Origin of the sequence: Rhizobium sp. AAP116 (assembly GCF_001295785.1) — a bacterium.
Classification (GTDB): domain Bacteria; phylum Pseudomonadota; class Alphaproteobacteria; order Rhizobiales; family Rhizobiaceae; genus Allorhizobium.
In genome coordinates this window covers 1-13,711 of record NZ_LJIB01000002.1, presented here as the reverse complement: position 1 = coordinate 13,711, position 13,711 = coordinate 1, and the positions used below count along the sequence as shown (strand labels likewise).

12 protein-coding genes are annotated in these 13,711 nt (G+C 58.7%); 1 reads left to right on the top strand and 11 read right to left on the bottom strand.

Annotated features, from left to right (window positions below; genetic code table 11):
• Positions 1–10: 10 nt before the first annotated feature.
• The 9 genes from IP85_RS00095 to IP85_RS00055 all read right to left on the bottom strand — a co-directional run bounded on the left by IP85_RS00095 (position 11) and on the right by IP85_RS00055 (position 9,265).
• Complete coding sequence (locus tag IP85_RS00095) at positions 11–799, bottom strand: transporter substrate-binding domain-containing protein (protein ID WP_054147630.1); 789 nt, start codon at positions 797–799, stop codon at positions 11–13.
• Between the two features lie 167 nt (positions 800–966).
• A complete protein-coding gene (locus IP85_RS00090; RefSeq protein WP_197277961.1) occupies positions 967–1,800 on the bottom strand; it encodes a transporter substrate-binding domain-containing protein in 834 nt (277 codons plus the stop codon).
• A 63-nt stretch (positions 1,801–1,863) separates the two neighbouring features.
• Positions 1,864–3,177, bottom strand: a complete 1,314-nt coding sequence (locus tag IP85_RS00085) for an NtaA/DmoA family FMN-dependent monooxygenase (RefSeq protein ID WP_054147629.1) — start codon at positions 3,175–3,177, stop codon at positions 1,864–1,866.
• Positions 3,178–3,573: 396 nt separating this feature from the next.
• Complete coding sequence (locus IP85_RS00080) at positions 3,574–4,179, bottom strand: flavin reductase family protein (RefSeq protein WP_245280779.1); 606 nt, start codon at positions 4,177–4,179, stop codon at positions 3,574–3,576.
• Positions 4,142–5,245, bottom strand: coding sequence for an LLM class flavin-dependent oxidoreductase (locus IP85_RS00075; RefSeq protein ID WP_054147628.1), 1,104 nt, complete (start codon positions 5,243–5,245; stop codon positions 4,142–4,144). The genes IP85_RS00080 and IP85_RS00075 overlap by 38 nt, the downstream gene beginning before the upstream one ends.
• The gene (gene ribB, locus IP85_RS00070; RefSeq protein WP_082347548.1) at positions 5,229–5,930 is read right to left on the bottom strand and encodes a 3,4-dihydroxy-2-butanone-4-phosphate synthase; all 702 of its coding nucleotides are present in this window, start codon (positions 5,928–5,930) and stop codon (positions 5,229–5,231) included. Before ribB ends, IP85_RS00075 begins: the two co-directional genes overlap by 17 nt.
• Before the next feature lie 63 nt (positions 5,931–5,993).
• Entirely contained in the window at positions 5,994–6,554 is a 561-nt protein-coding gene (locus tag IP85_RS00065; RefSeq protein ID WP_082347515.1) for a flavin reductase, read from the bottom strand.
• 50 nt (positions 6,555–6,604) lie between these two features.
• Positions 6,605–7,909, bottom strand: coding sequence for an NtaA/DmoA family FMN-dependent monooxygenase (locus IP85_RS00060; protein ID WP_054147627.1), 1,305 nt, complete (start codon positions 7,907–7,909; stop codon positions 6,605–6,607).
• Between the two features lie 54 nt (positions 7,910–7,963).
• On the bottom strand, positions 7,964–9,265 hold the full coding sequence (locus IP85_RS00055) for an NtaA/DmoA family FMN-dependent monooxygenase (protein ID WP_054147626.1): 1,302 nt from the start codon (positions 9,263–9,265) through the stop codon (positions 7,964–7,966).
• 484 nt (positions 9,266–9,749) lie between these two features.
• Between IP85_RS00055 and IP85_RS00050 the strand changes: the two genes are divergently transcribed.
• The gene (locus tag IP85_RS00050; RefSeq protein ID WP_054147625.1) at positions 9,750–10,700 is read left to right on the top strand and encodes a LysR family transcriptional regulator; all 951 of its coding nucleotides are present in this window, start codon (positions 9,750–9,752) and stop codon (positions 10,698–10,700) included.
• 14 nt (positions 10,701–10,714) lie between these two features.
• On the opposite strand, the gene IP85_RS00045 is transcribed toward IP85_RS00050, so the two are convergent.
• Both IP85_RS00045 and IP85_RS00040 read right to left on the bottom strand, forming a co-directional pair.
• On the bottom strand, positions 10,715–11,845 hold the full coding sequence (locus IP85_RS00045) for a DMT family transporter (protein WP_054147624.1): 1,131 nt from the start codon (positions 11,843–11,845) through the stop codon (positions 10,715–10,717).
• Positions 11,842–13,200 (bottom strand): MATE family efflux transporter, encoded by a 1,359-nt coding sequence (locus tag IP85_RS00040; protein WP_197277959.1) that lies wholly within the window; start codon positions 13,198–13,200, stop codon positions 11,842–11,844. Before IP85_RS00040 ends, IP85_RS00045 begins: the two co-directional genes overlap by 4 nt.
• Positions 13,201–13,711: the final 511 nt, after the last annotated feature.

The window sequence follows — 13,711 nt, the reverse complement described above, 5'->3', positions numbered from 1 at the left end:
GAGGCTGTGTTCAGTTGGTCTTGCCTTCGCAGGCCTCGTCTTCGGGAAGAATGGCGATGTCCATGTATTTCTTGCGGATGGCCGTGTAGGTGCAGTCTGCCATGATCGCCTTGATGGCGGTGTCCATGCGGGCCACCAGAGCTTCCTCGCCCTTTCGGGCCACCCAGGACAGGCCGCGTTCATCTTCAGGCACAGAGGCCTCGCCGATCCAGTATTCTTCGCCAACGATCTCGAAGGCCTTGCCCTCCGGCTTGCCAAGAAAATCGACAACGACGTTCAGCTTGGCCTCGAAGGACATGTTGATGCGGCCTGCGACCATATCGAGATGAATCTGGTCGGGATTGTCATAAAGGACATATTCGACGGCATCGCCGAACAGATCCTGCGCCACCTTGATGTGCGCGCCGCCCCGTTGCAGCCCCATTTTCAGGCCCTTGTCGGTGAGCCCTTCCTTGGTCATCGTGTAGTTACCGTTCGCGGGAAGAACAAACACCATCGGATTGGCGACGATCCGGGTGCTGAACAACATCTTCTCCTTGCGCTCGGCCGTCGGCGTGACTTGCGACACGAGAATGTCGAACTTGCCCTGCAGCAGTGACGGGATCAGCGCCTTGAAATCCATGACGATGATTTCGCATTCGACGTCCATGCGCTTGCACATCTCACGCGCCAGATCGGCTTCGATGCCGGTCAGGTTTCCAGCGGCGTCGACCATGCTGAACGGGGGGTAAACCCCCTCGTTCCCGAGCTTGAGGGTTTCGGCCGCGGCAGGCAGATGGCCCAGAAGAAGGGCCATCATGCCGGCTACGACACCTATTCGGCGGCGCACCTTAGCCTGTCGCCGACCCCCGACCCGGTTGGAGGAAGAAAACCTGCTGATGCCTTGTATTGAGAGCATGCCCATGGACTTCATTCCTATTGGTTGGAGACAGGAGAAAAGCGGAGGTGAGCGCCTGTTGCACCGCCCTATTCGGACGCTGCTGCACAGGCCTCCTCGCCGGCCAGGATCGTGATGTCGAGATATTCCTTGCGGATCTTGGTGTAGGTGCAGTCTTCGATGATCGATTTCAGGGCAACGTTCATGCGCTCGACAATCGCCTCGTCACCCTTGCGCACGGCCCAGCTATAACCGCGCTCATTCGCCGGGATCGCCGGATCACCGAGCCAGTGATCGCCACCAGCAAGCATGTAGTCCTTGCCTTCAGGCTTGTTGATCAGTTCGAGCGTCCAGTTGATCTTGGAATCGAAGACGAGGTCAACGCGACCGGCAAGCAGATCGAGCTGCATCTGGTCGGGATTGTCGTAGAGGACAGGCGTGAACAGCCCGGTGAAGTTCTTCTCGACATAGGGGATCGAGGATGCGCCCCGCTGAAGGCCGAGCTTGAGGTTCTTGCCGCCAAGCCCCTCTGGCGTGAAGGTCAGATTGGAGTCCTTGCGCACGACGAAGGTCGCCGGATTATAGACGATCGGCAGTGCGTATGTGAGCTTTTCCAAGCGCTCAGGGGTCGGCGAAAGCTGGCTTGCGAGGATGTTGAACTTGCCTTGCAGAATGGATGGGATCAGCGCCTTGAAATCCATGACGACAAATTCGCACTCGACATTCATTCGCTTGCACATCTCGCGTGCGAGTGCCGGTTCGAATCCGGTGAGTGAACCGTCGGACGCAACGATGCTGAAGGGCGGATAGACGCCCTCGTTGCCAAGGAGAAGTTTTTCCGCCGAAGCCGGGCGCGCCGTGAGTGTCAATGCTCCCAAGAGCATGGAAGCGACAGTCAGTATGGTTTTCGAATGCATGGACATGAGAGAACTCCCTGGAAATGAAGATGGGGAAGGCGATGTCGGATCGAGCCGTGTCTGCGGATGCTAAAAGTCCAGAAGATTGTCGCGCAGCTGCTCATGCGCGTAGGCTTTTCGTGTCAGTCCGCGATGCTGCAAGACCGGGACGAGGCCGTCGGTGATCGAGGCGATCGTGCGCCGGTTGACATTCGGTTGTTCGATGAGAAAACCGTCGCCACCAACTTCCTCCATCACCTCCGCCATCTGGCTTGCAATGCTTTCGGGCGTGCCGACCATGTCGACGCAATAGCCGCTGGTGGTATGCTCGATGATTGCCTCACGCAGGGTCTTGCCGGATGAGCGCGCGAGGAACTGGGCCAGACTGGACTGATGGCCATTGGTGGTGAGTTCACCGATCGGGGCGTCGAGATCGCAGCCAGAAAGGTCGAGATTGGTGCTCCAGCCGAAGCGCGCCAGACGCTGATCGATGTATTTCTCGGATGCGGCCTTGCGCTCGGCTATACGTTCAGCGGCTTCCGTCATCGTCTCTGTCAAAATCGGCTGGACGAGGAAGAGAACCTTACATTTGTCCGGATCGCGCCCGATGGCTGCCATCTCGGCGCGGACGTCATTGCGATACTGCTTCATCGCTTCCACGCCCTTCGGCGCCGCGACAATGGTGTCGGCATAGCGCGCGGCAAATCCCTTGCCGCTCTTCGAGCCGCCGGCCTGGGCGATGACAGGTTGGCCCTGGGGGAGAGGGCCGGAATTCAGTGGACCGCGCGAGGCGTAGTATTTGCCCTTGTAATCGATCGTATGGACCTTGTTATGATCGATAAGCACCCCAGTGTCGCGATCACCGACGATCGCCCCCGGCTCCCAGGACCCCCAGAGTCCCTGACAGATCTGCATGTATTCTTCGGCCATGACATAGCGCTCATCATGGTCTGCGAGCTTGTCCATTCCGAAGTTCTGAGCAGACAGATCCGAGCTGCCGGTCACCACATTCCAGCCGCCACGTCCAAGCGAGATCTGGTCGAGCGTGCCGACGATCCGAGAGGTGAGATAGGGGTGGTAGGCAAAGGTCGACAAAGTCGGAACAATGCCAAGCCGTGTGGTCGCAGCCGCCATCAGGGTTGCAACGACAGAGGGTTCCTGACGTGGGACGCTGATGCCATTGGTGAGAAATATTTCGCGGGAGTCCTGCCAATTTTGTCCAACATAGATCGAGTCTTCAATGAGGATATAGTCAAAGCAAGCGCGCTCCATCGCACGAGCGAGATCCAGATAGGCGCCAGGATGCATCCATTCTCTGGCAATATTTCCGGACCATTTATCGCCCCAGCCACCAATGCTTGAGCCCTGCAGAAACCATCCAAGATGAAACATATTCGTTGGCATGAAACGCGCGCTCCTTCGCAGCCGCTACCTACCTCCCTTGAGGATGTTGCTTTGCTGCATCGCAGTATGAGGACCGTAGCGACGTTTCCTGCTGATAAACATGGTGAAAACTGAAAATGAACTCCGGCTGAACCGAAGCTTTTGGCGCATCTTATTGCATCGCGATGATGTTTTTTTAATCAACGAACAGCACGCAGATAGAGTGTCATTGCTAGAATCTGCATAGTCACATCATGCAGGATTGCACCGTTCCTTTCAGAACGTCCGCAAGTAGAAACCAAATAGATCGATAGTGCTGCTGATGCCGCAGTAAGTTCTGCAACCGACGTCGTTCACGGCAGTTTGCCCGCAGCATGACTTTGACACAGAAAGTCTGTCAGGCGCCCTTCCAGCCAATCAATCTGGCTGGCGTAGGCCCTCGATCGTCTTGCCGCGGAAAAAAAGGAGGGGTTCGCCATCGGCGCGGGAGGAGGCCGCGACCACCCTTCCTATAACGATGGACACGTTGCCGTGCTCAACAACGGTCTCCACGAGACAATCGAAGACGCCAAGAGCCCGACAATAGACTGGGGCGCCGGTTGCAAGCGTCGCCCATTCGTCGTCGACGAAACGGTCGGCATTCTGCAGTCCGGACTTACCTCCGAACGCGGTCGCGACATGAGCAGCGGCTGCATCGAGAAAGTTGACTGCAAAGTGTCTCTGAGACAGGACGCCTGCAAGCGCGCTGGTTTTGCGATCAATTGAGACCATCATGGTTGCGGGGTCGGCCGCCACGTGTGTCGCAGACAGGCCGAGAAATCCGACAGGTCCCTCGTCGCTCCTGGCTGTGACGATCGTCATTCCGGTGGCACGTGTGCCAAGGGTGCGCCAGAAAGTGCCTTGATCAATCGTCGGCAGCTCGGGGGTTGCTGGGGGAATGGCGCCGATCTCTATCATCACGAAGTCTCCGATGGTTTGTGGACGGTCATAGCCAGAATTCGGACGCTCGAGCCGGTCGGTCATCTGTTGCCTGTGTTTGATTGATCCCCGCAATCAGGCCATAGGAGGCCATGCGAACAGAGAGCTCATATGCCGGCGCGAGGATCACCATCTCGTCTATTTCGTAACCGGTCTTGAGCCCCGCAATTCTGGCGAAAACCTCGTCGGGGGTACCGAACACCGCCGTTTTGCGCAGACGCTGGATCGTGTCCTGATCAAGGCCGACAGCCGCTGCGATTGCGTGTTCGGGCTGCTGCAACGGCACCATGCGTCCGGCATCTCTCGAGAGACGCCAGGGGACATACGAGAGGAAAAGGCGCTCGGCCTCGGCACTGGTTGGCGCCGCCATAGCAATGAGGCACAGGCCGACAAGGGGTTCTGTCAGGGTCGGCGAGGCGCGAAAGCCTGCGCGATACGCGCCGATTGCCTGGGAGGCTTCGCTGTCGCTGCCAAAAAAATGCGCTTGGCAGAAGGGCAGCCCGAGATGGCCTGCGAGACGTGCGGAGTATTTGCCTGACCCGAGGATCCAGGGCTGAGGTGCCGTTGGCCCTCGGGGTTGTGCGAAAACTCCGGCGAAGACATGGTCATCACCGAGTGGCTCACCGCGAACCAAGGCAAGTGTGTCCTCGACATTGGCGGGAAAGCTGTCCATCGCAGACATGGAAACGGGATTATCCAGAGCATCGGGTCTCAAGGCATAGGCGGTCTGACGATCGGCACCGGGACCGCGACCAAGCCCGAGATCGATCCGCCCAGGTGCGAGCGCTTCAAGCACACGGAATTGTTCGGCAACCTTCAAGGGTGCATAATGCGGGAGTATAACTCCAGCACTACCGATCCTCATCGTGCGCGTCGCCATGGCAAGTGCACCCAAAAGGACTTCGGGCGCGGATCCGGCCATGGCCGCATTGCCGTGATGCTCCGAAACCCAATAGCGGTGATAGCCGAAACCTTCGCAGGCGCGGGCAAGCGTGACGCTGTCACGAATTGCCTGCGCCGGCACATGTCCGGCGGAGACCAGCGATTGATCTAGGACGGAAAGTGGAATCCTCCTGGTGGAGGTGCCAGCGATGTCAACGCATTGCAGCATGACAGGTGGCCGCGCCTGCATCTGGGAAGGGATGATCGCCGATGGCGAAGCGGTGGGCGATGAGATCGGCAATGGTTCCGACCTTCATTCCATGACGCCTGGCAAAGGTCATCAGGTCCGGTAGGCGCGCCATGGTCCCGTCCTCGTTCATGACCTCGCAGATGACGCCGGACGGCGGCAGTCCGGCGAGACGGGCCACATCCACCGCCGCTTCGGTGTGACCCGGTCTCGTGATCGTCCCTCCATCGCGGGCAACAATCGGAAAGACATGGCCTGGCATCACCAAATCTGACGGCCCAGCCTCGGGATCGGTCGCGACTGCGATGGTGTGTGCTCTGTCATGTGATGAAATCCCTGTAGTCACACCCTGACGGGCTTCGATAGAAACGGTGAATGCAGTCTTCAACGGTGCGGTAGTAACAGGAGCCATAGGTGGCAATGCCAGTGCTTCTGCGCGTTCCCGCGTGATGGCGAGGCAGATCAGGCCGCAGGCGTTCCGCGCCATGAAGTTGATGACATCGGCGTCGGCGAAACATGCGGGGATGATAATGTCACCTTCGTTTTCTCTATCCTCGTCATCGACGAGAATGAACATCCGCCCCTGCCGCGCCTCCTCTATGATCTCCGCAGCACTCGCGACTGTCCCATCCGGTCGCGTCTTCGTCCTCTGGAATTCCGGGGTCATGATGTTCACTGCTGTCTCCTATCGTTCGCCATGCCATTTGCTTGAAGCTACGCCGGACCACATTCAGGCGACGGCGTGGAATTTCCGATCGAAATAGATGAGAGCCCCACTTTCCACAGTGTCCTGGCCGGCCACGGCCAGAACCTCGCAAAAGAAGACATCATGCGTGCCGATTGTACTGACGCTGGTCACGCGACAATCGAAATTGACGATGGCACCGGTCAATACAGGCGCGCCGGTGACGAGCTGGGTCCAGTCTCCGCCGGCGAAACGCTGTGCCATATCCTTGTTGCCGCCCGATCCTGCAAAGGTCATCGCCAGTTCCTCCTGCGGTCCGGCGACCGTGTTGACGCAAAGGACGCCCGATGCAGCAATCGTCCCGTGTGCCTGGACGGTGCGCTTGATGCAAACAAGCAGTGTCGGCGGGCTGTCCGTCACGCTCGACACCGCCGAGGCGGTAAAGCCACACCAACCGTTCTCGCCTGTGCTGGTGATGATGTTCACTGCCGCCGCGAGCTTGGCCATTGCGTTCCGGTAGTCCTGAGCTTCGACGGGAAGCCGCAATGTCAAAGCAACATCTGGTTCCGTCGTCGGGGGGATGATCTCATTGATTGCTTGTGTCATCGGGGACCTCTTTTCGGATGTTGGCACCTGATCGTGGCCTCAGAAGGTGATCAGAATTCTCGCAGCGTTTCGCGCAGGGTTGACTTGGTGTATTCGGTCCGGGTTAGACCCCGGCGCTGCAGCGCTGGTACGAGGCCCTCGCAGATTTCGAGGATGTATTGGCGGCTGATCGTCGTCGTGAAGGGGCGCGTGATGAGGAAGCCGTCGCCTCCCACCTCCTCCATGATCTCCCCGAGACGGTCGGCAACCTGATCGGGCGTACCGACGAGTCCGTCGATTCCGCGCGATACCTGCTCCATGCAGATCTGGCGCAAAGTCTTGCCGCTGCCCCATTGCGCAAAGGCATCGAGTGACCCCTGTTCGCCATTGGTGGTCAGGTGCGGCAGTTCAGCGTCCAGATCGAACTGCGAGAAGTCGATATCGGTGATCGAGCTAATCGAGGCGAGGACTTTCTCGATGTAATCGGGATGCGCCGATATCCGCTCAAACTTTGCATGCGCTTCGGCTTCTGTTTCTCCAAGCACGGGAGCAATGACGAACAGGACCTTGATCTCATCCGGATCGCGTCCGCCGGCTTGTGCCCTTGCTCGGACATCGTCCCGATAAGCCTTGATGCCATCCACACCTGAAGAGGGCGCAATGATGCTGTCGGCGGTCATGGCCGCAAACTGGCGACCGCGCGGCGAGCCCCCCGCCTGTACGAAGGTCGGACGCCCCTGCGGGCCAGGCACGCAGTTCAACGGCCCGCGGCACTTGTAATACTTGCCGACAAATTCAATCGGCCGCACCTTGCTGAAGTCGGCATAGGTTCCGGTCTCACGATCGAGCACGACGGCATCCTGGTCCCAGCTGCCCCAGAGCTGCTTGCAGAGTTCGACATATTCGTCCGCCATGTCATAGCGGTCCTGACGGGGCGGCAATTCATCCATGCCGAAGTTCTGGGCGGCGAGATTCTCGCCGCTGGTCACGATATTCCAACCAAAACGTCCGCCAGAAATGCTGTCGAGTGTCGAACAAAGGCGAGCGAGCATGAAAGGTGGATAGGCCATGGTCGACATGGTTGCGACGACGCCGAGATGCTTCGTATTGGCGCCGATCAAGGCCGCCATCGGTGCGGGATCCGCCTTCGGGCCCATGATCGCATGCTTCAGATAGACCTCGGTGCTGTGGCCATAAGCTTCCGAAATCATCAGGGTGTCTTCGAGCATGATATAGTCAAAACACGCGCGCTCCATGGCCTTTGCCATGTCGATGTAGAAGTTCCCGTCCCATGGCCGCCCGCCGGCGCCAAAGGGATGGTTCCACTCGCTGACGGCGAAGTTCATGAACCAACCGAGGTGAAAGCGCTTTGGCATGTCTGATGTCCTCTTGTCTGATGCAGATCGGTCATTCACTCCCGGCGCGGGTTCCTAGAACTCGCGAAGGGTCTCGCGCAGCGTCGGCTTTGTGTATGCCGTGCGGGTCAGGCCACGGCGCTGCAGGGCCGGCACGAGGCCTTCACAAATCTCGGTGACATACTGGCGGCTGACTTTCTGGAAGGGCGAACTGATCAGGAAACCATCACCGCCGACGGCCTCCATCACCTCGCCCAGCCGTTTGGCCACCTGGTCGGGCGTGCCCACGACGCCGTCGAGACCGCGCGTCGCCCTATCGCTGATCAGCTGCCGCAGCGTTTTGCCGCGGCCCCATTGCGCAAAGGCGTCGAGTGAGCCCTGCTCGCCATTGGTGGTCAGCCGGGGCAGTTCCTCGTCAAGCTCGAATTGCGAAAAGTCGATATCGGTGACCGAGCTGATGGAGGCCAGCGTCTTCACCTGATATTCGGGCGAACTGACATAGTCGTCGAGCTTGGCCTTGGCAGCGGCTTCGGTCTCCGCCAAGACGGGGGTGACGATGAAGAACACCTTCACCTCGTCCGGATCACGCCCGCCGGCTGCCGCACGAGCGCGAATATCATCGCGATATTCCTTCATCGCTTCGATCCCGGATGCGGCTGCAATAATGCTGTCGGCGGTCATCGCCGCGAACTGGCGACCACGTGGCGATCCCCCTGCCTGCACGAAGGTCGGACGACCCTGCGGGCCGGGCACGCAATTCAGCGGCCCGCGGCATTTATAGTATTTGCCAACGAAATTGATGGGTCTGACCTTGCGGAAGTCGGCATAGGTGCCGGTCTCACGGTCGAGCACGACGGCATCCTGGTCCCAGCTGCCCCACAGCTGCTTGCAGAGTTCGACATATTCATCCGCCATGTCATAGCGGTCCTGGCGGGGGGGCAGTTCGTCCATGCCGAAGTTCTGGGCGGCGAGATTTTCGCCGCTGGTCACGATATTCCACCCGAACCGCCCGCCGGAGATGCTGTCGACCGTCGCACAGAGGCGGGCGAGCATGAAGGGCGGATAGGCCATGGTCGACATTGTAGCGACAACGCCGAGATTGCTTGTCTTGCTGGCGATCAGTGCCGCAAGCGGCATGGGATCACTCTTCGGCCCCATCAGAGCATGCTTGAGGTAGACCTCCATGCTGTGGCCATAGGCCTCCGAAATCATCAATGTGTCTTCAAGCATGATATAGTCGAAACAGGCACGCTCCATGGCCTTCGCCATGTCGACATAGAAGTTTCCGTCCCAGGGTTTCCCACCGGCAGAGAAGGGAGCATTCCAGTCATCCACGGAGAAATTCATGAACCAGGCGAGGTGAAAGCTCTTGGGCATTTTACGCTGTGTCCTTGCATCCATCGTACCTGCCGCAGCCGTAGAACGGCCCGCAGGTAAAGGGGGGTGAAGGAACGTTAATCGCAGTGCAGCATGAGTGACCATCGGCAAAGCTCGATGCTTTGATTGGTCAGGATGGATGCTTTTCGAACAGGCCGTTTCCCTGCAATCATAGTATCTTGCTTGTGTCGGGAGGGACTCCCCTAGAACATCTGCAACTTTACGTCTTAGTGAAAAAGCTGCGCAAGCTGTCATTCCGCGCCCAGAAAGTGTTGCGGCGCACCATTCGGGTCAAGCCATGCCATTTACATGAGCAGTTCGCGCATGTCCGGCAACGGCTCGTTGGCGTTGCCCCTGAGTGCGACGGATTCCAAGCCCTTGAAAAGTTGACTTTTATCAAAGATCGCAAATGCGTTTCTTGTGTTGGCACAATCTTTGCTGAGGAACTTAATAGGGCGGCTCAAACAGTCAGAACTGGTTTACAATGTCCAATTTGTCCCAGATCTATGATGTAGACCTCAAGTTGCTGCGATGCTTCTGCACGATCGTCGAGGAGGGTAGTTTTACGGCTGCCCAGTCGGTATTGAACCTCTCGCAATCCATGCTGAGCGAATATCTGAAATCGCTGGAAATTCGCCTCGGCGTTCGGCTCTGCCAGCGCGGCCCGAAAGGCTTCAAGCTCTATCATGAGGGCGAGGTCGTCTATCAGGCGGCAAAGGAGTTGTTCGCCTCGGTGGAGAACTTCAAGCAGCGGGCGTCCAATCTCAATGACAGTGCCGGACATGAACTGATCATCGGAGTCCAGGACCACATCGTCGACAATCCGCGTTCGCGCATTGCGGAAGCCATCAGCCGGCTGGCCGAGTACTACCCCAATGCGCGCTTCAAGCTGGAAGTCATGCTGGGATTTCAGATGACAGGTCATGTGGCCGACGGCCTCATTCACGTCGGCATCGGCCTGACCGACGACCACTTCAGCCAACTGACATTCGAACCGTTGTTTCCGGAAACGGCGGCGATCTATTGCGGCCGGGCGCATCCGCTGTTCCACATTCGCGATTCCGACATCACGCTGCAGCAGATCGAAAGTGCTGTCTATGCCAATCGCGGCCATCTCGAACACTTCCATCCCGAACGGATCCGGAATGCAGCAACCCGTGGAGATATTGGATACGGCGCACATGCGCATATGACGCTGATCCTGTCGGGCCGCAATATCGGCTATCTGCCCGACCACGTTGCTCAACCGCATGTCGAAACGGGCCGGCTGCGGGTGCTGCGCCAGGATCTCACCCGACGGGTGCATGCCATCGCGGCGGTGACGGGGCCAAGTTCCAGCGAATTCAAGCTTGCGCGCCGGTTCGTCGATTGTCTCATCGACACCCATATGGAAAGCATTCCGATGACCAGCAAGCTGGCTATGGTCGCGTCCTGACAAGCGTCCTGTTCCTACGGGCCTGATCGGTTCAACGCGTTCGCTCGATCTGCGTTTTCGGGCCGCGAATTTCGTCGAACCGTGTAGATCGTTGAGCCCATGACGATCACCGCACCCAGCATGGTCGACATCTCGGGTATTTCGCTGAAGACCAAAAAGCCGAGGATGATAGCAATCAGGAGCCGGGTGAATTCCAGAGGCGCCAGCGCTGAAGCCTCCGCCACCCGGAATGCAAGTGTGAAGAGATACTGTCCCAGCGTCCCGACTATGCCGATCACAGCCAAGAGGACCCATTCTTCCCTGGTTGGCCACTGCCACCACAGAAAGGTCGGCACCGCATAGGCCGCGCAGAGCACGAAAGACTGGTAGAGCATGACGGTTTCCGTCGACTCGGTGCGTGCCATCAACCGGATCGATACGGTGACGCCGCACAAAAGCAGCGCGCTCAAGACTGCGACCAGACTATAGACGTCGACGGTCCCGCCAGACGGTCTCAGCATAATAAGGACACCGGCGAAGCCGACCATCGTTGCCAGCCACCGTCGCCAGCCCACCTTCTCCTTGAGAATAACGACGGCGGCAATGGTCATGAAAATGACCTGACTGAAGCCGAGCGCCGTCATGTCTGCGAGTGGCAGATACAGAAGCGCCAGAAAATAGGTGTACTGCGAGCCAAGGCAGACGAGCCCTCGTACGATGTGTCTTCCCAGGTATTGGGTGCTGAGCGCGCGCGAGAGATCGCCGAGCAACAGCGGCAGAAGTATCATGGTCAGGATCACCTGCCGGATCAGCAATATCTGTGGAAGCGGCAACCCGGCACCAATTTTCTTGATGGCCACCATCATGATGCAAAACATCACGACCGACAGTATGAAGAGAATTGAGCCGCGCATGTTGTCAGGCACGGCGATCCATTTCTGCCTACCCTGGCTGTGCAGCACAGCGAGACGGTTGATCGGCCTATACAACGGAAGCGCAAAGCGCGGGATAGCCGCAACCGGCTCGTGTCCGGTGACGATCGGCATTGCCGCAGCCGTCACGCTGGCAAGATCCGACGCATCAAGGGACGGCAATTGTCCCGGACCGCTGCACGCTTCACTGTGATGCAGCGAGGTTCTCCCAGAGCCCAGTTCCTGTTTGCTCATATTGGATCCTGCCGTGTGACCTTGGCATAGCGCTGTATGAGAACCAGTCCAATAAACCCCTGCAAAGTCGCAAGCCCCAGCCAGACCTCTTCAATACCGAACCCGACGAGTAGGTGATAAGCAGCGCCGACAGGGAGCCCAATTCCCCAATAGGCGATGATCACGACCAACATCGCATAGCGGTTATCTCCAAGCCCCCGCAGCACGCCCATCCCGGTACCGTAAACGCCGTCGGCGAAGATGAAGAGACTGGCAAAGAGCACCAGTGACTGCGACGCTGCCAGCGTTGCGGCATTGCCCGGATCATTGATGTCAATGAACAGGCCGATAAAGACGTTCGGGAAGGCGAGGACGACCAGAGCCGCAGCGGCCATCGAGACAGTGCCCATGGTGACGCCGACGAAGCCGGCCACCCGCGCGTCCTGGAAGGCCAGTGCACCTCGCCGATAGCTGATCCGCAATGCTGCGGCGTCACCAAATGAAACCGCCAGCGAATAGGCGATTGTGCCGAAATTCAACGCGATCTGGTGTGCGGCAAGCGCAGCAGCTCCGAACTGGCCAACCACGACTGTCGCGATAAGGAAGAAGATCCCGTCGACGCCCTGCAAAGTCCCGATCGGCAGGCCAGTCCGGATAAGCTCCCGCAATAGCGACAGTCGGATCCGTGTGAAGGGAATGAGAGAACGACTGCGCCCGCAATGAACGGCGGCCAGCATGACCAGCGCCGTCAGCCACGTCACGCCGACCAGAGCGACGGGAATTCCGATTGCACCCATTGGCGGCAGACCAGAAAAGCCAAAAACGAGACCAAACCCCGCGACGACATAGAGCACGAGGGAGAGAGGCGTGAGCGCATACAGGATCCACGTCATGCCTAGCGCTGGAAGCATGGTGCGCATCAACCCGAGACGCAGAAGATTTGCCGGTTCGCCCCAACGCAAGACGTGAAGTATCCTTTCGGCTTCGGCCACGACCTCTGGAGGTTGGCCGAGCACGGCAAGCAGGCCGGGCGCTACGGTCATCCACGCGAAGGACAGGACCGACAGTGCCAGCGCCAGATAGAGACCGTTCCAGTAGAAACCGGAAACGCGCTTGGCGTCCCGTCCGCCATTGGCGCCGGAGGCGGCGACGCCGGCGACAAGAAGGATTCCCGCCAGAATATTCGTGCTGACAGCCACACGGATCGCTAGACCTGCCGCGGCGAGGGAGGCACTGCCCAGCCAGCCGAAGAGAAGCAAAGTCGTCGTCGTCATGGCGAAGTTCGAGAGATGGCCCATCAGGATCGGACCCGCTAGCCGCGTCGTCTGGCCAAAATGCGTGGCGACGCTTTCAGCGCAGGGATTTCTGTCGAACACGGCGCCCCGTCCACCCACTTGGGAAATGGCGCCGTCGCTAAAACCGACGACCCTTTGGCTTGCCGGTTCCGTGAGGTTATCCATGCGGTTCAGACCAATTGAGGAGAGACGACGGTTTCCCGACTGCGCCACGCGAGAGGGTGTGACCTGAAGAACTGGATCCCAGGGAGATCACCTAAAGGCGATCATCTGCACAGTCCGGTCCGACCTCAAACGTGTTCACCCAGAGTTTCTTGTGCCTCGTCATAGATCTCTGAAACGTGCATCGACCATCACAAAATTCGAAAGCGCGGTTCGACTACCCCAGATGTTTAGGGGCCTGCCGAAACGAAATCGCAGCTCACGCATCTGATTTCGGGATGACAGTCTAAACGCCAGAAACCGCCCCCACCGCATGGAGGCGGTAAGACGTTTGATCTGTCCGATCTGAGAGATAAGTGACCAAACTGGTTGCGGGGGCAGGATTTGAACCTGCGGCCTTCAGGTTATGAGCCTGACGAGCTACCGGGCT

What these genes read in the sequence shown, in the direction of transcription:
- IP85_RS00095 (WP_054147630.1), bottom strand. Translation starts at nt 799, where the DNA reads ATGATGGCCCTTCTTCTGGGCCATCTGCCTGCCGCGGCCGAAACCCTC.
- IP85_RS00090 (WP_197277961.1), bottom strand. Translation starts at nt 1,800, where the DNA reads ATGTCCATGCATTCGAAAACCATACTGACTGTCGCTTCCATGCTCTTG.
- IP85_RS00085 (WP_054147629.1), bottom strand. Translation starts at nt 3,177, where the DNA reads ATGCCAACGAATATGTTTCATCTTGGATGGTTTCTGCAGGGCTCAAGC.
- IP85_RS00080 (WP_245280779.1), bottom strand. Translation starts at nt 4,179, where the DNA reads ATGACCGACCGGCTCGAGCGTCCGAATTCTGGCTATGACCGTCCACAA.
- IP85_RS00075 (WP_054147628.1), bottom strand. Translation starts at nt 5,245, where the DNA reads ATGCTGCAATGCGTTGACATCGCTGGCACCTCCACCAGGAGGATTCCA.
- ribB (WP_082347548.1), bottom strand. Translation starts at nt 5,930, where the DNA reads ATGACCCCGGAATTCCAGAGGACGAAGACGCGACCGGATGGGACAGTC.
- IP85_RS00065 (WP_082347515.1), bottom strand. Translation starts at nt 6,554, where the DNA reads ATGACACAAGCAATCAATGAGATCATCCCCCCGACGACGGAACCAGAT.
- IP85_RS00060 (WP_054147627.1), bottom strand. Translation starts at nt 7,909, where the DNA reads ATGCCAAAGCGCTTTCACCTCGGTTGGTTCATGAACTTCGCCGTCAGC.
- IP85_RS00055 (WP_054147626.1), bottom strand. Translation starts at nt 9,265, where the DNA reads ATGCCCAAGAGCTTTCACCTCGCCTGGTTCATGAATTTCTCCGTGGAT.
- IP85_RS00050 (WP_054147625.1), top strand. Translation starts at nt 9,750, where the DNA reads ATGTCCAATTTGTCCCAGATCTATGATGTAGACCTCAAGTTGCTGCGA.
- IP85_RS00045 (WP_054147624.1), bottom strand. Translation starts at nt 11,845, where the DNA reads ATGAGCAAACAGGAACTGGGCTCTGGGAGAACCTCGCTGCATCACAGT.